Origin of the sequence: Flavonifractor sp. An92 (assembly GCF_002159175.1) — a bacterium.
In the GTDB taxonomy this organism is placed as follows: Bacteria; Bacillota; Clostridia; order Oscillospirales; family Oscillospiraceae; genus Pseudoflavonifractor_A.
Map to the genome: position 1 here is coordinate 65,505 of NZ_NFGZ01000010.1, position 17,510 is coordinate 83,014.

Here is a 17,510-nt window from a genome sequence, read left to right on the forward strand (position 1 = left end):
TATGGGGAGAAGGAAAGGAGTCTTTTAAATGCGGGCCACACCGGAGTCCCGGGCAGCCTGAGCCACGGCCTGGGCCACGGCGTCCTTGACGCGGGGGTCGAAGGCGGCGGGGAGGATGTAGTCGGCGTTCAGCTCCTCGTCGCTCACCAGTCCGGCGATGGCCTTGGCGGCAGCCACCTTCATGGCGTCGTTGATGTCGGAAGCACGCACATCCAGGGCGCCGCGGAAGATGCCGGGGAAGGCCAGGACGTTGTTGACCTGGTTGGGGAAGTCGCTGCGGCCGGTGGAGACCACGGCGGCGCCGCCGGCCTTGGCCTCGTCGGGGAAGATCTCGGGCACAGGGTTGGCGCAGGCGAAGATGATGGCGTCCTTGGCCATGGTGGAGACCATCTCTTTGGTGAGGGTGCCGGGGGCAGAGACGCCGATGAACACGTCGGCGCCCTTGATGACCTCGGCCAGGGTGCCCTTCTCATGGTTGAAGTTGGTGATCTTGGCCATCTCCTCCTTCACGGGGTTCAGGCCCTCGCGGCCCTCGTAGATGGCGCCGGTGCGGTCGGTCATGATGACGTTCTTGAGGCCCATGCTCATCAGGAGCTTGATGATGGCGATGCCGGCAGCGCCCGCGCCGGAGGTGACGATCTTCACGTCCTCGATCTTCTTGCCCACCACCTTCAGGGCGTTGAGGAGGCCCGCCAGGGTGATGACGGCGGTGCCGTGCTGGTCATCGTGGAAAATGGGAATGTCACACTGCTCCTTCAGCTTCTTCTCAATCTCAAAGCAGCGGGGAGCGGAGATGTCCTCCAGGTTCACGCCGCCAAAGGAGCCGGCCAGCAGGGCCACGGTGTGGACGATCTCGTCCACGTCTTTGGAGCGGACGCACAGGGGGATGGCGTCCACGTCGCCGAAGGCTTTGAAGAGGACGCACTTGCCCTCCATGACGGGCATACCGGCCTCGGGGCCGATGTCGCCCAGGCCCAGCACGGCGGTGCCGTCGGTGACCACCGCCACGGTGTTCCAGCGGCGGGTGAGGTCGTAGCTCTTGCTCACATCCTTCTGAATCTCCAGGCAGGGCTGGGCCACGCCGGGGGTGTAGGCCAGGGAGAGGGCCTCCTTGCTGTCCACGGAAGCGCGGGGAGTGACCTCCAGCTTGCCCTTCCACTCATAGTGCTTCTTCAGAGATTCCACTGCGTAATCCATGTTCAATTCCTCCTATATTCTATATTTGATTGTATCAACATGAGGTCGTCAAGGTGGGCAGGGTGGACCCGCCGTAGGGCATGGCCAGCACAGTGGCATGTTCACCCAACTGGGCCCGGGCGGCGTCGTAGGCTTCCTGGATGGTGGAAAAGGGGGTGAGGAAGCACCCGCGCACCAGTTCGGGGGGCATCTGGGAGACCAGGTAAATGGAGCACCGTTCCAGCACCAGGGCAATGGCGGCGGCCTTGTGGCCGCCCAGCCGGAACTCCCGCTGGATGCGCCGGATGAGCTCCTGGGGGCTCCGGGCCTCCAGCATCCACTGCTGGAAGGTGTTTTCCCCCAACCCCTCGGGACAGGCCCCGGCCAGAATGATGACGCCGCCGGGCTTGACGGCGTGCTTGGCGTTGTCCAGGGCTTTTTGGGTCTGATAGAGGTTCAGATCCTTGGGCGCGCCGCCCTGGGAGGCGATGACGATGTCGGCTAGTTCTGAGATCGGGGCCCGGTAGTGCCGGTCCAGCCAGGCACAGCCCGCCCGGTGGGCGGCGGTGACGTCGCCCGTCACGGCGTGGACGATGCGCTTGTGCTCGTCCAGCACCACATTGAGGAGAAAGTCCACCCCTACCAGGGCGGCGGCCTCCTCCAGGTCCTCCCGCACGGGGTTGCCCTCCAGGCGGCCCACGCAGGCGTCGGGGTGGGTCATGCGGCTGTGATTGGCCTGGATGGCGGCCCGGGTGGACACGCCAGGCATGATGGCCTTGGCCCCGCCGGAGTAGCCGGCGAAGTAGTGGTATTCGATGTTACCCAGGCAGATCCGCCGGTCGGCCTCCGCCACATGGCGGTCGATCTCCACCGGGGTGCCCCGGCGGGTGGTCCCCAGGGAGACAAATCCGTCCTCCCCGGAGTCCGCGCAGCGGATGGCGCCCCACGCCGTGCCGGTCAGGCGGCGCATCTCCTCTTCAGTGTGGCCCCGGTGGCTGCCCAGGGCAAAGACCAGGGTGATGTCCTCCGGCGAGACCCCGGCGCGGTACAGCCGCGCCAGCAGGGCGGGGAGCACCCGGGCGGTGGGGAAGGGGCGGGTGATGTCGCTGGTGACGATGGCCACCGTCTCGCCGGGGCGGACCAGCTCCTCCAGCCGGGGGGCTCCGATGGGGGCGTCCAGGGCCTGGGCCAGCAGGGCCGCCTCCGTCTCGGGCACGTCGATGGGCGTGGGGCGCAGCACGCCCAGAAGCCGCCGCTCCTCCACCTCCACCGCCTGCACACCGGAGCCATAGCAAAATTCCAACCGCATCGATACCCCTCCAATATCCGTTTAGATGTTCTTGATTTGCTTAAATCATAGGGCTATTGGTCACAATTTGTCAAATATAGTTTTTATTGATTGATATAAAATAATTTTATATAATAGGGGCAAAAGGAGGGATTCCTCATGACCCTGCAACAGCTGCGCTATTTTCAGGCGGCCTGCCGCTACCACAGCATCACCGGCGCGGCGGAGGCGCTGCACATCTCACAGCCCTCCATCTCCATCGCCATCCGGGAGCTGGAGCACGAGTTTGGCCTGAAGCTCACCGCCCGGCGGTACCAGGGCTTTTCCCTCACGCCGGAGGGGGAGGAGCTGCTGACCCTGGCCGACGGGCTGCTGGCCCACACCGACCAGGTCCTCTCCCACATGCGGGACCTGAGCCAGCGCCACTATCCCATCCGCCTGGGTATGCCGCCCATGGTGGGCATGACCCTGCTGCCCCATCTGTACACCCACGTGGTCCCCCGGCACCCGGACCTCACCGTCTCCACCCGGGAGGGCGGCGGAAACATGCTGCTGCGGGGGCTGTTGGAAAAGACGCTGGACCTGGCCTTCATCACCCACGACCAGCCCCTGGGGGAGGAGTTCCAGGTGCTGCCCCTCATGTCCACCGAGACGGTGTGGTGCGTCAGCCGGGACCACCCCATGGCAGGGCGGACGGCGGTGTCGGTGGAGGAGCTGCGGGAGGAGCCGCTGGTCCTCTTTCAGAAGAACTTCTTCCACTATGAGATCGTCATGCACCGCTTTGAGGAGGCGGGGGTCACGCCCAGAGTGATCCACGCCACCGACCAGCTCTCCACCGCCCGGCGTCTCATCCAGAGCGGCATCGCCTCGGGCTTTCTGCTCAAGAGCGCGCTGTCGGAATTCCGGGACCTGGTGGGCATCTCGCTGACGCCGCCCATCCAGGCCCAGCTCAGCCTGGTCTGGGAGCGCAACCGCCATCTCTCGGCGGACATGCGCTGTCTCATTGAGGACTATCAGAACCTGGAACTGACCTGAATGCCGAACTACCAGAAAGACCTCTGTCCGTGGACAGAGGTCTTTTGTTTGCCCGCGTGCGAGGGAATCGCGGGGGCGTCTGTGAATTATGACAAAAAGCAGGGGCGAATTTTGGCGAATCAGACGTGTAATTCGCGCAAAAAGCCGATTGTAATTTTTGAAATTTGTGGTATGATGATTACAGTGGTATGATGGTATACCAGTAGATGACATACCAAATAAAAGCTTACAGAAGAGAGGAGTGAGGCATTTGATCTCAACGGTCAAAGTCGCCGCCGTGCAGATGAACAGCCTCCCGTACGACAAGGCGGGGAACCTCGCCCTGGCGGAGGGACTGGTCCGGCAGGCCGCGGAAGCCGGCGCCAAGCTGGTGGTGCTGCCGGAGCTGTTCAACACGGGTTATCAGGTGGCCGATCAGGATTACGCGCTGTCCGAGCCGGTGCCCGGCGGCGAGACGGTGCGGTGGATGGAGGAGCTGAGCGCCCGCCATCAGCTCTACCTGGTGGCGGCGATCATCGAGCGCAGCGCCTGTGAGGGCGTGCTGTACGACACCTGCGTGCTCACCGGACCGGAGGGCTACGTGGGCAAGTACCGGAAGGTGTGCCTCTGGGGCGCGGAGAGCCTGCGCTTCCGCTCGGGGCACGAGTATCCGGTGTTCGATCTGGGCTTTGCCCGGCTGGGGATGCAGATCTGCTACGAGGTGGGCTTCCCCGAGGGGGCGCGCATCCTGACCCTGAACGGAGCCAACCTGCTGGCCTATTCGGCGGCCTTTGGCCGCAGGCGCTCCTATGTATGGGAGCTGGCCTCCCGGGCCCGGGCGCTGGAGAACGGGCTCTATGTGGTGGCGGCCAACCGCTCCGGCGCCGAGGGCGAGGAGAGCGTATTTGCCGCCAAGAGCCGCATCGTGGACCCCACCGGCGCGGTGCTGGAGGAGACCGAGGCGGAAAACGGGATCATCGTCACCGAGATCGACCTGGACCGGGTGCCGGTGCAGCGCATGACAGTGCCCTATCTGAGGGATTATAAACAGCAGCTCTTCGCCAACGGGATCGGCGGCGTGTAAGCAGCAGGGAAGCGTGTTGGAATTTGGTTTTGGGGCGGACTCAAACCACGATATCATAGAAAAGGAGACGGAATTATGGGAAAGAAAGAAATTCTGGTCGCGTACGGAGTGCACGTTGACGCCGTTGCCGGTTGGCTCGGCTCCTATGGCGGTGAGGACTCTCCCACCGACATCTCCCGCGGTATTTTCTCCGGCGAGGTGGGCTCGCCCCGCATCTTGAAGATGCTCCAGAAGTACAACCTGCCCAGCACCTGGTTCATCCCGGGCCACTCCATCGAGAGCTTCCCCGAGCAGATGAAGGCGGTGGCCGACGCCGGGTGTGAGATCGCCCTCCACGGCTACTCCCACGAGGACCCCTGCACCATGACCCCCGCCCAGGAGGAGGCGGTGCTGGTCAAGTGTATCGACCTCATCGAGAAGCTCTGCGGCCAGAAGCCGGTGGGCTATGACGCGCCCTGGTGGCAGTTCTCCCCGGTGACCAACGAGCTGCTGCTCAAGCACGGCATCAAGTACGACAACAGCCAGATGCACAACGACTTCCACCCCTACTATGTGCGGGTGGGCGACACCTGGACCAAGATCGACTACTCCAAGAACGCCGAGGAGTGGATGAAGCCTCTGGTCCGGGGCACCGAGTCCGACCTGGTGGAGATCCCCGCCAGCTGGTACCTGGACGACCTGCCTCCCATGATGTTCCAGAAGGCCAGCCCCAACAGCTACGGCTTCGCCAGCCCCCGGGACATCGGCCAGATGTGGCAGGACCAGTTCGACTACGTCTACCGGGAGTACGACTACGCCGTATTCCCCCTGTGCATCCACCCCGACGTCAGCGGCCATCCCCAGAACATCCTGATGAACGAGCGGCTCATCGAGCACATCATGGCCCACGAGGGCGTGCGCTTCGTGACCTACAAGGAAGTGGCGGAGGACTTCGTCAAGCGCTTCCCCCGCAAGAAGTAAGAGGGCCTGAGGGAAGGAGTGGTTTCCATGTGCATGGCGTGCAGCCAGATGTTTTCCAGCATCCACTGGAGCGACCGGCAAAAGACCGATGAGCGGGGCTTCGTGGACCAGGGTGAGCTGCTGCGCACCCGGCTGATGAAGGTGAAGTTCACCAATCAGGTGCTGGAGTACTACGGCCTGAAGGTGAGCGGGCGGACCGGCGGCGGCTACACCGTCTCCGACCGGAAGGGCCGCTCCCTGCTGTGCCAGGATTTCGGCGATCTGTGGCCCAAGGCCCAGCAGCTCAGCGGCCGGACCGTGGACCCGCTGGACCCGGCCCTCATCGCCCACCTGAGCGGGGACGAGGCCAGGGCGTAACCATCGTGAAAGGAGAGGAGAGGCATGTCGGAGCGCGTTCTGCCCGTGACCATCGTGACCGGCTTTCTGGGCAGCGGCAAGACCACCCTGCTGGGGTACTGGCTGGGCCACCCGGATTTTCAGCACACGGCGGTCATCGTCAATGAGTTCGGCAAGGTGGGCCTGGACCACCGGGTCCTCCGCCGCATCGAGGAGAACACCATCCTCCTGGGGGGCGGCTGCGCCTGCTGCAATGTGCGGGCCGACCTGGTGAAGGAGCTGGCCAACCTCATCAACGCCCGGGACCGGGGGGAGCTGGAGGTGGACCGGGTGGTCATCGAGACCTCCGGCCTGGCCGATCCGGCGCCCATCCTCTTCTCCATCATGACCGACTCCATGATCCGCCACCACTACCGGGTGGACTATGTGGTCACCTGTCTGGACGGGGTGAACGGACTGCTCCACCTGGACGGCAGCGCCGAGTCGATCAAGCAGATCGCCGTGGCCGACCGGGTGATCCTGACCAAGACCGACATCGCCGACCCCAAGGTACTGGCCCGGCTGGAGGGCCGCATCCAGGCCATCAACCCGGCGGCGACGGTGCTGCGGGCGGCCTGCGGGCAGATCGAGCCGGAGGAGGTCTTTGCCAAGGAGACGGCGGCCCGGCCGGAGCGGCGGAAGCTCCCCCTGCCGGACCAGGGCCACGACCACGGCAGTCACACCACTCAGGTCCACTCCATCTCCATCGGCTTCACCGAGCCGCTGAACTGGGCGGCCTTCGGCCTGTGGCTCTCGGCGCTGCTGTACGCCCACGGGGAGAACATCTTCCGGGTGAAGGGGCTCATCGACACCGGCGCGGAGGGGCCCGTGATGCTCAACGGCGTACAGCATATCATCCACCCGCCCCAGCACCTGGACAGCTGGGGCGAGGAGGAGCGCCGCTCGGAGATCGTGTTCATCATGCGGGACATCGAGCCCCGCCGGGTGCTGGAATCTCTGCGGGCGTTCCAATCCATCATCGGCGCGACTGCGCGCATTGAGGAGTTGAATCTGGACCCCTACGGCAGCCGCTAGGGGCAGGAACCTGCGAACAAGAGAAAGAGAGGTGTGCATATGAGCACAGAGGTGGAAAAGAAAACCAACAGCAGCGGCGACGATTTTCAATACGAACCGGTCCCGGCGTCCCAGCGCAAGACCTGGTATGACCTGACCTTCGTGTGGTTCGGCGCGGCCATGGTGGCCCAGCTCTACCAGGCCGGCGTCTCGGTGACCATCGGCACGGGCGGCCTGCCCACGGGCCTGCAGTCCATTCTGATCGGCGCCCTTTTCCTGGCGTTTTTCACGGCCCTCAACGGCTTCATCGGCTACAAGACCCACTGTAACTCGGCACTCTCCTCCCGCTACGCCTACGGCAGTTTGGGCGTGGCCATCCCCGGCTTCCACATCGCGGACATCGGCTGGTATGTGGTCAACGCCGCCATGTTCTGCTCCATCCTGGTGTCCCTCTTCCCGGCAGTGGACGTCCGGGTGTGGTGCATCCTCATCTCCATGCTGTTTATCACCAACAACTATGTTGGCTTCTCCAAAATGGTCATTCTGAACCGCTTTGCCTTCCCGGTGCTGCTCATCACCGGCCTGTACGGCATCTACCGCTGCGGCCAGATGCCCGGCGGCTTCGGGGCCATCTGGTCGGCCACCTATCCCCAGACCATGACGGTCAACGCCGGCGTGGCCATGGTCATCGGCACCTGGGCGGCGGGCTGCTCCCGCGCGGCGGACTACATGCGCTTTGCCAAGGACGCCAAGAGCTCCTTCATCGCCTCGTTCCTGGGCTTCTTCTTCGGCTTCTGCCTGTGCATCGTCTGCGGCGCCATCTGGGGTGCGGCCACCGGCACTTCGGTCATCGCCGACACCCTGAGCATGCTGGGCATGGTGGGCCTGGGCGCGCTGATGTTCTTCCTGCAGAACTGGGCCACCTGTGAGCACAGCTCCTACATCACCTCCACCTCGCTGCCCATCACCATCGAGGTGGTCACCAAGAAGCGGGTGCCCCGCCGGTTCATCGTGCTGGGCGTGGGCCTGATCGCGGTTTGCATCTCCGGCCTGGACATCCAGAGCTACTATGTGCCGTTCTGTTCCTTCCTGGGCTACCTGATCCCGCCCATCGCGGCGGTGTCCATCGCGGACTACTTCATCCTGTCCAAGACCAAGTACCACTGGACGGGTCACAAGAACTACTATGACATGGACGTCAACTCGGAGGACGTCACCCACCACAAATTCAACTGGGCCACGGTCCCGGCGCTCATCGCCGGTCTGCTGCTGGGCTGGAAGCTGAACTGGGGCATCTCCTCGGTCAACGCCTTTGTGGGCACGGTGGTCGTCTATACGGTGGCCAGCCTGATCCTGTACGCCGCGGGCATGCAGAAGAAGGAAGTGGCGCGGAACGAGGCGCTGGCTGCGCGTCGCTGAGAAGGAGGGAGAAAGATATGTTGAACTGGATCGTACTGGTAGTCGGACTGGCGCTCATCGGCCTGTTCTGGCATTTCATCTCTCCGGAGGAGCGGAAGAAGGAGACCCACATCGTGGCCGGCGTGTTCCTGGTGCTGGGCGTGGTGGTCTACTTCCTCCAGTCCACATTCGTGTAAATGAGGGAATGCGCCCGAACCTCCCCACGGGCGCGCAAAAAGGCCCCGATGGCGGGCGGAGCGTTCCGTCCATCATCGGGGCCCTTATTTGGAGTGGAGGGCTCAGAGCTCCACGGCGATCTCCCGGCCCAGGCGGGTGTAGACCTGCTTCAGGTGGTCGTACATGGCCTGCTTGGCGGCGGCGGCATTGCGGTCGCAGAGCGCCTGGTAGATTTTCCGGTGGCAGCCGCAGGCAATCTCCGGCTGGCCCTCGATGTTGCCCACGGCGTCGATCATGTCGACCATGCCGTGCTCGCACACCTTGTAGACCGAGCGGAGCACCTCGTTCTGGCTGAAGTCGATGAGCTTGGCGTGGAATCGGGCGTCGTGGCGGCTGCCGCTCTGACCGGCGGCCACGCTCTGCTCCATGTCCTGCAAGATCTCCTCCAGCTCCTGAAGCTGTTCGGCGGTGATGCGCTTGGCCACCAGGCTGGTGGAGGAGGGCTCCAGGATGAGGCGCAGTTCCATGATGTCGTCGGTGGTGCGGCTGTCCTGGGCCAGCACCGACATGAGCGGGGAGAGGATGTCGTCCACCGAGACCTCCCGGATGTAGGTCCCGTTGGTGCGGGACTCCAGGTAACCCACGCTCTCCATGGAGCGGATGGCCTCCCGGATGACGGTACGGCTCACCTGGAAGATCTCAGCCAGCTCTCTCTCCGAGGGGAGCTTGCTGCCCTGGGGAAATTCTCCGGAGGAGATCGCGTTGACGATCTGATCCATCACTTCTTCGTACAGCTTTTTGCGTTTAATTTGTTGCAGCAACGGTAATACCCCCGAGAGATTCAATTTAAACGGGAAAGTGTTTCGCACAGAGTGTAATAAAAATATATACCAAACAAGTGGCATTGTCCATACACTTGATGAAAATGATGGAAATAAAGGAGGAAGCAGAATGGAGCAGAAGATCGCTTTTCCGGTCCTGGAGCTGTCGGGGACGCCCCGTGAGATCGGCCGGCAGCACGGCCGTCTGGCCCGGGAACAGCTGGACGTGAGTATGAGGTGCTACCGCTCCATGTTTGAGGATTATTCCCACATCACCTGGGCGGCGGCCCGGCGCTACGCCCGGACTTTTCTGGAGCCTATCGGGGACTATGACCCGGAGATTTTGGAGGAGATCCGGGGCGTGGCGGAGGGCTCGGGCTACGATCTGGAGGACATTCTGGCCCTGAACGTGCGCAGCGAGATCGTGCTGCAATCGGGCCAGCTGAGCCAGGGCTGCACCGCACTGGCCCTCACGCCGCCGGTCACCCGGGGCGGGGAGACCTGGCTGGCCCAGAACTGGGACTGGAAGGTGGGCCAACGCCAGGCCTATGTGCTCCTCCACATCCGCCAGCGGCACAAGCCGGACCTGTTCCTCTTCACCGAGGCGGGCATCGTGGGCAAGCTGGGCTTCAACAGCGCGGGGGTGGGGGTCTGCCTCAACGCTCTGGGGTCGGACCAGCGGGTGGAGGGCCCCACCGTGCCCCTCCACATCGTCCTGCGTGGGATTCTGAACAGCGCCACCCTGTCCGACGCCATTCAGAACGTGGGCCGGGTCCACACGGCCTGCTGCGCCAATTTCCTCACCGCCAGCGGCGAGGGACAGGCCATCTCCATCGAGGCGGGGCCGGGGGATTTCGACGTGCTCTATGCCGAGGAGGGCTGGATCGCCCACACCAACCACTTTGTGGCGCCCCGGTGGCAGACCGTCCATGACACGGGAAAAATGGCCTTCCCCGACACCTTCCTGCGGTATGGCCGGGTGCGGCAGCTGCTGCGGGCGGCGGTGGACCGGGGCCCCGCGGGCTTCCCGGAGATCCAGGACATTTTGCGGGACCACATGGGCTATCCCGACGCCATCTGCCGCCACGAGGACCCCAGCGAGCCTCCGGAGAAGCGGATGGGCACCGTCTTTTCCATCGCCATGAACCTGACCCGGCGGGAGCTCTATCTCACCGCGGGCAACCCCTGCCAGACGCCCTATCTGCGCTGCGGGATGTAAAAAAGAGAGAGGACGTGGGGCCCTGTCGGGCCGCACGTCCTTTTTTATTACTTTGCCCGGTTCCGGTGGGCCTCCACAAAGGCCCGGAACGCGGCGGCATCCCGGTTCATGACCAGCTCCTCGGGGAAGTCCAGCTCCTCGAAGAGGGCCTGGGCGTATTGGTGATTGCCCACGAAGGAGACAAAGTGGGCGTCGCTGCCCACCACCACGGGTACGCCCTCCTTCTTGCACAGGCGCAGCATCTCGGCGCAGTGGACCGGGGCGTTGACCCGGAAGCAGCCGGGGGTGAGGGAGCTGTTGTTCACCTCCAGCAGCACGCCGTGCTCACCGGCGGCCCGGACCAGGGTGGGGTAGTCCAGGGGGTAGCGGCCGTCGTCGGGGTGGCCGATGATGTTGACATAGGGGCTCTGCATGGCGGTGACCAGGGCGTGGGTGTACCCCTCGGCGTCGCCGCCGGGGGCGATGCACTTGGTGTGCAGGCTGGCAATGGCCAGGTCCAGCTTCTGGAGCATGGGCTCGTCCAGGTCCACGGTGCCCTGGGTGTCCATGATGTTCAGCTCCGCGCCCACCATCAGGTGTACGCCGAAGAGCTCCCGGTCGATGACGCGGGCGTTGGCGAAGTAGTCCCGGTTGGTGGTGCCCTCCATGCCGGGGGCGTGGTCGGTGATACACATGAGCTCCAGGCCAGCGTCGGCGGCGGCGCGGGCCATCTCCAGAACGGTGCTGTACGCGTGTCCGCTGGCCACGGTGTGAGTGTGACTATCCAGTACAAATTTCATAGAATTCTCGCCTCTCATCCATTGTTCCTTCAAATGATACTATATTTGAGGCGGGAATGCAAGCCGGGCGGAGCCAACGGCTCCGCCCGGGGGAGTGGGAATTACTTCTTGCGGCCCTCGCTCCACCAGCGGTTGATGCCGGAGAGGATGCCCTTGAGGGGGGCCAGGTTGATGTTGTGGCTCATGCCGACGCCGAACCAATCCCGGCCGTCCTCGTCCTTGAGGTGGATGTAGGCCACAGCCTGGGAGTCGGAGCCCTGCTTGATGGCGTGCTCCTTGTAGTCGATGAAGGTGAAGTGGTCCATCTTCTGGCCGTGGATGGCGTTGAAGAAGGCGTCGATGGGGCCGTTGCCGGAGCCCTGGACCTGGAACACGGTCTCCTTGTGGCGGATGGTGCCGGCGAAGGTGACGTGGGAGTGGCCCTCCTCGTCGGTGAACTCGGCGAAGGAGTGGCGCACCAGCTGGTAGGGAGCGGTGGCGTCGATGTACTCGTGCTTGAAGAGCTCATAGATGCGCTCGGGCTTGAGCTCGGTGCCCACCCGGTCGGTCTCCACCTGGACGATGTGGCCGAACTCGGGGTGCATGGCCTTGGGCAGGTCGAAGCCGAAGGAGTGCTGCATGACGAAGGCGGCGCCGCCCTTGCCGGACTGGGAGTTGATGCGGATGATGGGCTCGTACTGGCGGCCCACATCGGCGGGGTCGATGGGCAGGTAGGGGATCTCCCAGTAGGGGGAGTGGCTCTCCTCCATGTAGCGGGTGCCCTTGTTGATGGCGTCCTGGTGGGAGCCGGAGAAGGCGGTAAAGACCAGCTCACCGGCGTAGGGCTGCCGCTCGCCCACCTTCATCTTGGTGCAGCGCTCGTACATGTCCCGGATCTGGTTGATGTTGGAGAAGTCCAGCTCGGGGTCCACGCCCTGGGTGTACATGTTCAGGGCCAGGGTGATCATGTCCACGTTGCCGGTGCGCTCGCCGTTGCCGAAGAGGGTGGCCTCGATGCGCTCGGCGCCGGCCAGCAGGCCCATCTCGGCGGTGGCCACGCCGCAGCCCCGGTCGTTGTGGGGGTGGAGGGAGATGATGGCGCAGTCCCGGCTGGGGAGCTTGCGGATGAAGTACTCGATCTCATCGGCAAAGTAGTTGGGCATGCAGTTCTCCACGGTGGTGGGGAGGTTGAGGATGACCTTCCGCTCGGGGGTGGCGTGGAGGTGCTCCAGCACGGCCTGGCAGATCTCCACGGCGTAGTCCATCTCGGTGCCCATGAAGGACTCAGGGGAGTACTCAAAGCGCAGATTCATGCCCTCTTCCAGCATGGGCTGGCTCATCTCGTAGATGAGGTCGGCGGCGTCGGTGGCGATCTGGGTGATGCCCGCCATGTCCATGTGGAACACCACCTTCCGCTGGAGGGTGGAGGTGGAGTTGTAGAAGTGGAGGATGACGTTCTTGGCACCGCGGATGGCCTCGAAGGTCTTTTTGATGAGGTGAGGCCGGGCCTGGACCAGCACCTGGATGGTCACGTCGTCGGGGATGTGGCCGCCCTCGATGAGCTCCCGGCAGATCTCATATTCGGTCTCGCTGGCGGAGGGGAAGCCGATCTCGATCTCCTTCACGCCGATGTCCAGCAGAGTGTGGAAGTACTCCAGCTTCTCCTGCAGGTTCATGGGGTCCACCAGGGCCTGGTTGCCGTCCCGCAGGTCCACCGAGCACCACACCGGGGCCTTGGTGATCTGCTTGTCCGGCCAGGTGCGGTCGCTGAGGGGGATGGGCTGGAAGGGGATGTACTTCTCATAAGATGCGTTCATGTGAAACTCCTCCTGTCAAATGGGCCAGGGGTATGAAAAAAGCCCCTGACCGAGTTCGGTCAGGGGCGTAAAAAGCTTACGCGGTACCACCCTGGTTCCGCCCGCCGTCGCCGCCGGGCGCTCAAGGCCTCCAACAAGGCCACGGCCGATAACGGGGCCAGCCGTCCCGCCCTGGATCGCTCCTCAGGCAGGCCGCTCCGGGACCAGTATCCGCGCCGCCGCCGCGCCGGTTCGCACCAACCACCGGTTCTCTGAGCGGGACAAACGCGTTTTTTCCCTTCATCGCAGTTTGATTGGAACATATTATACCCACGGGTCTTGCATTTGTCAAGTGGGGAAACGAAAGGCAGGCCGTGACGGGGGAGTCACGGCCTGCCGGCTGGGGAGAAGGGAAACAGCGGCGAAAACAGCCTTTCGGGGGAAAGCGCGGCTTTCGCCGTGATAAAAAGACAGACCCGGGAAGTGATCGGACTTTTTATCCATGGGGCAGAGGACCGCCTCCGAGCGGCCTCTCTGGAAGGCATCTTTATCATACCACGGCGGCGCGGAAAAATCCAATCTTATTTATTGATAATCGCCGAGTATAGTCATAGATAGGATCAATAAAGAAAAGGGAACCTAAGGGACGGCCAATTTCGATTTAAGGCGCATCGTAAATCAAAAATGAGTACGGTCCGATACAGAAAACCGGGACTTAGCTGGATGCACTTGGCATTTAAACGAAACAGTTTTGTAGAAATTGCAAAAAGAACACAGAATTGAAAGCGAAATTTATTTGCTTTATGCTTAGGATGGTGCTAAAATAGGGGCACGAAAGACTGGGGAGTTTTGCCTCGCCCTGCTGCGGACCCGAGTTTTCCGAACTCTAGTGAGAAGAGAGTATCTTGAAGGAGTGAAGCGATCTTGAAGAAACTGGACATCACAGAAACCGTACTGCGCGACGCGAACCAATCACTCATGGCCACCCGGCTGCCCATCACCGACTTTGAGGACATTCTGGACACCATGGACCAGGCGGGCTACCATTCGGTAGAGTGCTGGGGCGGCGCCACGTTCGACTCCTGCCTGCGGTACCTGGGGGAGGACCCCTGGGAGCGCCTGTGCACCATCAAGTCCCATCTGAAGCACACCAAGCTCCAGATGCTCCTGCGCGGCCAGAACCTGCTGGGCTACCACCACTACTCCGACGACACGGTGCGCCGCTTCGTCCGCGCCTCGGTGGAGAACGGCATGGACATCATCCGCATCTTCGACGCCCTCAACGACCTGCGCAACATCCGCACCGCCGTGGATGAGTGCCTGAAGGCCGGCGCCGAGGCTCAGGGCACCATCTGCTACACCCTCTCTCCCATCCACAACCTGGAGGCCTATGTGGCCCTGGGCAAGGAGATCGAGTCCATGGGCTGCCAGTCCCTGTGCATCAAGGATATGGCGGGCATCATGAGCCCCCAGGAGTGCTACGACCTCATCACCGCGCTGAAGAAGGGCGGTGTGAAGATCCCCATCTACGTCCACACCCACGCCACCACCGGCCTGGGCTACATGACCCTGCTGAAGGCCGCCGAGGCCGGCGCCGCCGGCATCGACACCGCCACCTCCTGCTTCTCCGGCGGCACCAGCCAGCCCACCACCGAGTCCATGGTCTACGCCCTGAGCCAGATGGGCTTTGACTGCGGCGTGAAGTACGACGTACTCAAGAAGGTCAACGACTTCTTCGTGCCGGTCCAGAAGAAGTTCGTGGAGAAGGGCACCTTCGACCCCTACGTCCTCTCGGTGAAGGCCGACGCCCTGACCTACCAGATCCCCGGCGGCATGCTGTCCAACCTGGTGGCCCAGCTGAAGGCCCAGAACGCCATCGACCGCCTGGACGAGGTGCTGGCCGAGACCCCCAAGGTCCGGGCCGACCTGGGCTATCCGCCCCTGGTGACCCCCATGAGCCAGATGGTGGGCGTGCAGGCCACCGTGAACGTGCTCCTGGGCGAGCGCTACAAGAACATCGGCAAGGAGGTCAAGGCCTACATCCGCGGCGAGTACGGCACCCCTCCCGGCAAGATCGACCCCGAGCTGGTGAAGAAGGTGCTGGGCGACGAGTCCCCCATCACCGGTCGCTACGCCGAGACCCTGGCGCCCGAGTTCGAGCAGGCCAAGAAGGAGCTGGGCAGCCGCGCCCAGTCCGATCTGGATGTGCTCTCCTACATCGCCTTCCCCCAGCAGGCCGAGCAGTTCTTTGAGCAGCGCGAGCTGAAGAAGGCCGTCAAGGCCACCTACACCATCAAGGAGGTGCGGGAATGATCTCTGTCACAAGCGCCCTCCTGGTGGCGCTCTCCGGCATGGTCATCGTCTTTCTGATGCTGGCCGTGCTGTGCGGCATGATCGTGGTCATCTCCAAGGTGGTGGCCGCGCTCACCAAGAAGTCGGAGAGCGCCGCACCTGCGCCCACAGCGGCTCCCGCGCCTGCTCCTGCGGCTCCCGCTCCGGCGCCCGGCCCCTTCGGCGGCGAGGTGGCCCTCATCGATGTGGATGAAAAGACCGCCGCCTGCATCATGGCCATCGTGAGCCATGAGACCGGCATCCCGCTCTCTGAGCTGGTGTTCAAATCCATTAAAGCACTGTAACGGGGGAAGGAACGATGAAATATATTGTAACGCTCAACGGTAACCAGTACGAAGTCGAGGTGGAGAAGGGCCAGGCCACCGCGGTCTACACCGGCCCCGCCCCGGCTGCGGCTCCTGCGCCTGCGCCCGCTCCGGCGGCCGCCCCGGCCCCTGTGGCTCCCGCCGCCGCGCCCGCCCCTGCCGCCGCTCCTGCCGGAGCCGGCGAGGCGGTGACCGCCCCCATGCCCGGCAACATCCTCCAGGTCAACTGCACCGCCGGTCAGGCGGTGAAGGCCGGCGACATCCTCTTCGTGCTGGAGGCCATGAAGATGGAGAACGAGATCTGCGCCCCCAAGGACGGCACCGTCACCGCGGTCATGACCACCAAGGGCTCCGTCGTGGAGACCGGCACGCCGCTGTGCACCCTGGCATAAGGGGGGCGGAACGATGCTGGAATTCTCCTTCTTTGGTACGCTGGGGGACATCCTGGCCGGCTCCGGCTTCGCCGATTTTGCGCGGGACCCCCGCAGTCTCATCATGATCATCATCGCCTGTGTACTGCTGTACATGGGCATCGGGAAGAAGTTTGAGCCGTTGCTGCTGGTGCCCATCGCCTTCGGCATCCTGATGGCCAACTTCCCCCTCACCGGCATCCTCAACCCGCCCGACGGCACCAACGTGGGCCTCTTCTGGGTGTTCTATCAGGGCGTGCAGTACGCCGTGTATCCCTCCATCATCTTCCTGGGCATCGGCGCCATGACCGACTTCGGTCCCCTCATCGCCCGGCCCTCGTCCCTGCTCCTGGGCGCGGCCGCCCAGCTGGGCATCTTCACCGCCTTCTTGCTGGCCCTGGCTCTGGGCTTTGACCCGGCCGTGGCCGCCGCCATCGGCGTCATCGGCGGCGCGGACGGCCCCACCGCCATTCTCACCGCCTCCAAGCTGGCGGCCAAGTACCTGCCGGCCATCGCCATCGCGGCCTACTCGTACATGGCCCTCATCCCGCTGATCCAGCCCCCCATCATGAAGCTCCTCACCACCGAGGAGGAGCGCAAGGTGAAGATGGAGCAGCTGCGCCCCGTGTCCAAGGCGGAGAAGATCATCTTCCCCATCGCGGTGGCCATCTTCGTCATCCTGCTCATCCCCGACACTGCCCCCCTCATCGGCATGCTGATGCTGGGCAACCTCTTCCGGGAGTGCGGCGTCACCGAGCGTCTGAGCGACACCGCCCAGAACAACCTCTGCAACATCGTCACCATCTTCCTGGGCCTCTCCGTGGGCTGCAAGGCCCAGGCCGAGACCTTCCTGACGGTGGAGACCATCAAGATCATCTTCCTGGGCCTCTTCGCCTTCATGCTGTCCACGGCTGGCGGCCTGCTCTTCGGCAAGGTGATGTATAAGCTCTCCGGCGGCAAGATCAACCCCCTCATCGGCTCCGCCGGCGTGTCCGCCGTGCCCATGGCCGCCCGTGTGTCCCAGGTGGAAGGCCAGAAGGCCAACCCCTCCAACTTCCTGCTCATGCACGCCATGGGCCCCAACGTGGCCGGTGTCATCGGCTCGGCTGTGGCCGCGGGCTTCATGATCAAGGTGTTCCAGCCCCTGGTGGGCGGCTAAACCCCGCAAATGGTATGAAAAAATCCCCGGACCAGATTGGTCCGGGGATTTTTGTTTGCTCGATTGGCTAGGCGCTTCCGGGGAGCCCGGAGGACTTGCGCTCGCCGCGCGGGCCGCCTGCTCGGCGGGAGCACCGCTTTCTTTGCGAAGAAAGCGGTGGGAAAGAAAGCCCAGAGGGGGGATACCCCCCTCTGGACTCCCCCA

General features: G+C 63.7%; 17 protein-coding genes and 1 other annotated feature. Of the genes, 12 read left to right on the plus strand and 5 right to left on the minus strand.

The window, feature by feature from the left end; all coding sequences use genetic code 11:
- Positions 1–24: 24 nt before the first annotated feature.
- Both B5G43_RS08900 and larA read right to left on the minus strand, forming a co-directional pair.
- On the minus strand, positions 25–1,197 hold the full coding sequence (locus B5G43_RS08900; RefSeq protein ID WP_087260377.1) for a malic enzyme-like NAD(P)-binding protein: 1,173 nt from the start codon (positions 1,195–1,197) through the stop codon (positions 25–27).
- 34 nt (positions 1,198–1,231) lie between these two features.
- A complete protein-coding gene (larA, locus tag B5G43_RS08905) occupies positions 1,232–2,485 on the minus strand; it encodes a nickel-dependent lactate racemase (RefSeq protein WP_087260380.1) in 1,254 nt (417 codons plus the stop codon).
- Positions 2,486–2,623: 138 nt separating this feature from the next.
- On the opposite strand from larA, the gene B5G43_RS08910 reads away from it, so the two are divergent.
- The 7 genes from B5G43_RS08910 to B5G43_RS17320 all read left to right on the plus strand — a co-directional run bounded on the left by B5G43_RS08910 (position 2,624) and on the right by B5G43_RS17320 (position 8,506).
- Positions 2,624–3,499 (plus strand): LysR family transcriptional regulator, encoded by an 876-nt coding sequence (locus B5G43_RS08910; protein ID WP_087260381.1) that lies wholly within the window; start codon positions 2,624–2,626, stop codon positions 3,497–3,499.
- Positions 3,500–3,749: 250 nt separating this feature from the next.
- Positions 3,750–4,562, plus strand: a complete 813-nt coding sequence (locus B5G43_RS08915; protein WP_206405015.1) for a carbon-nitrogen hydrolase family protein — start codon at positions 3,750–3,752, stop codon at positions 4,560–4,562.
- 75 nt (positions 4,563–4,637) lie between these two features.
- Positions 4,638–5,522, plus strand: coding sequence for a polysaccharide deacetylase (locus B5G43_RS08920; RefSeq protein ID WP_087260383.1), 885 nt, complete (start codon positions 4,638–4,640; stop codon positions 5,520–5,522).
- Positions 5,523–5,549: 27 nt separating this feature from the next.
- On the plus strand, positions 5,550–5,879 hold the full coding sequence (locus B5G43_RS08925; protein ID WP_087260386.1) for a hypothetical protein: 330 nt from the start codon (positions 5,550–5,552) through the stop codon (positions 5,877–5,879).
- A 24-nt stretch (positions 5,880–5,903) separates the two neighbouring features.
- Positions 5,904–6,932, plus strand: coding sequence for a GTP-binding protein (locus B5G43_RS08930; RefSeq protein WP_087260388.1), 1,029 nt, complete (start codon positions 5,904–5,906; stop codon positions 6,930–6,932).
- Between the two features lie 39 nt (positions 6,933–6,971).
- Entirely contained in the window at positions 6,972–8,330 is a 1,359-nt protein-coding gene (locus B5G43_RS08935) for a cytosine permease (protein ID WP_087260391.1), read from the plus strand.
- A gap of 17 nt (positions 8,331–8,347) precedes the next feature.
- Positions 8,348–8,506 (plus strand): hypothetical protein, encoded by a 159-nt coding sequence (locus B5G43_RS17320; RefSeq protein WP_158097387.1) that lies wholly within the window; start codon positions 8,348–8,350, stop codon positions 8,504–8,506.
- A 102-nt stretch (positions 8,507–8,608) separates the two neighbouring features.
- Here B5G43_RS17320 and B5G43_RS08940 read toward each other — a convergent pair whose 3' ends face one another.
- Positions 8,609–9,307, minus strand: coding sequence for a FadR/GntR family transcriptional regulator (locus tag B5G43_RS08940; protein ID WP_158097388.1), 699 nt, complete (start codon positions 9,305–9,307; stop codon positions 8,609–8,611).
- A gap of 130 nt (positions 9,308–9,437) precedes the next feature.
- Between B5G43_RS08940 and B5G43_RS08945 the strand changes: the two genes are divergently transcribed.
- On the plus strand, positions 9,438–10,526 hold the full coding sequence (locus tag B5G43_RS08945) for a C45 family peptidase (protein WP_087260395.1): 1,089 nt from the start codon (positions 9,438–9,440) through the stop codon (positions 10,524–10,526).
- A gap of 47 nt (positions 10,527–10,573) precedes the next feature.
- Here the strand turns inward: B5G43_RS08945 and B5G43_RS08950 are convergent, their stop codons facing one another.
- Together B5G43_RS08950 and leuA are read right to left on the minus strand one after the other, a co-directional pair.
- Positions 10,574–11,305 carry a phosphatase gene (locus B5G43_RS08950; RefSeq protein ID WP_087260396.1) on the minus strand — a complete coding sequence of 244 codons (732 nt, stop codon included), beginning with the start codon at positions 11,303–11,305 and terminating at the stop codon, positions 10,574–10,576.
- A gap of 101 nt (positions 11,306–11,406) precedes the next feature.
- The gene (gene leuA, locus B5G43_RS08955) at positions 11,407–13,101 is read right to left on the minus strand and encodes a 2-isopropylmalate synthase (RefSeq protein ID WP_087260398.1); all 1,695 of its coding nucleotides are present in this window, start codon (positions 13,099–13,101) and stop codon (positions 11,407–11,409) included.
- 58 nt (positions 13,102–13,159) lie between these two features.
- Positions 13,160–13,393: a binding site (T-box leader), on the minus strand.
- Positions 13,394–14,004: 611 nt separating this feature from the next.
- Here leuA and B5G43_RS08960 point away from each other — a divergent pair.
- Genes B5G43_RS08960 through B5G43_RS08975 form a run of 4 tightly spaced genes read left to right on the plus strand, consistent with a single transcriptional unit; the run spans position 14,005 to position 17,306 of the window.
- Positions 14,005–15,393, plus strand: a complete 1,389-nt coding sequence (locus tag B5G43_RS08960; RefSeq protein WP_087260400.1) for a pyruvate carboxylase subunit B — start codon at positions 14,005–14,007, stop codon at positions 15,391–15,393.
- The gene (locus B5G43_RS08965) at positions 15,390–15,716 is read left to right on the plus strand and encodes an OadG family protein (RefSeq protein WP_087260402.1); all 327 of its coding nucleotides are present in this window, start codon (positions 15,390–15,392) and stop codon (positions 15,714–15,716) included. Before B5G43_RS08960 ends, B5G43_RS08965 begins: the two co-directional genes overlap by 4 nt.
- A gap of 14 nt (positions 15,717–15,730) precedes the next feature.
- Entirely contained in the window at positions 15,731–16,129 is a 399-nt protein-coding gene (locus B5G43_RS08970; protein ID WP_087260404.1) for a biotin/lipoyl-containing protein, read from the plus strand.
- A gap of 13 nt (positions 16,130–16,142) precedes the next feature.
- Positions 16,143–17,306 carry a sodium ion-translocating decarboxylase subunit beta gene (locus B5G43_RS08975; RefSeq protein ID WP_087260407.1) on the plus strand — a complete coding sequence of 388 codons (1,164 nt, stop codon included), beginning with the start codon at positions 16,143–16,145 and terminating at the stop codon, positions 17,304–17,306.
- Positions 17,307–17,510 lie beyond the last annotated feature (204 nt).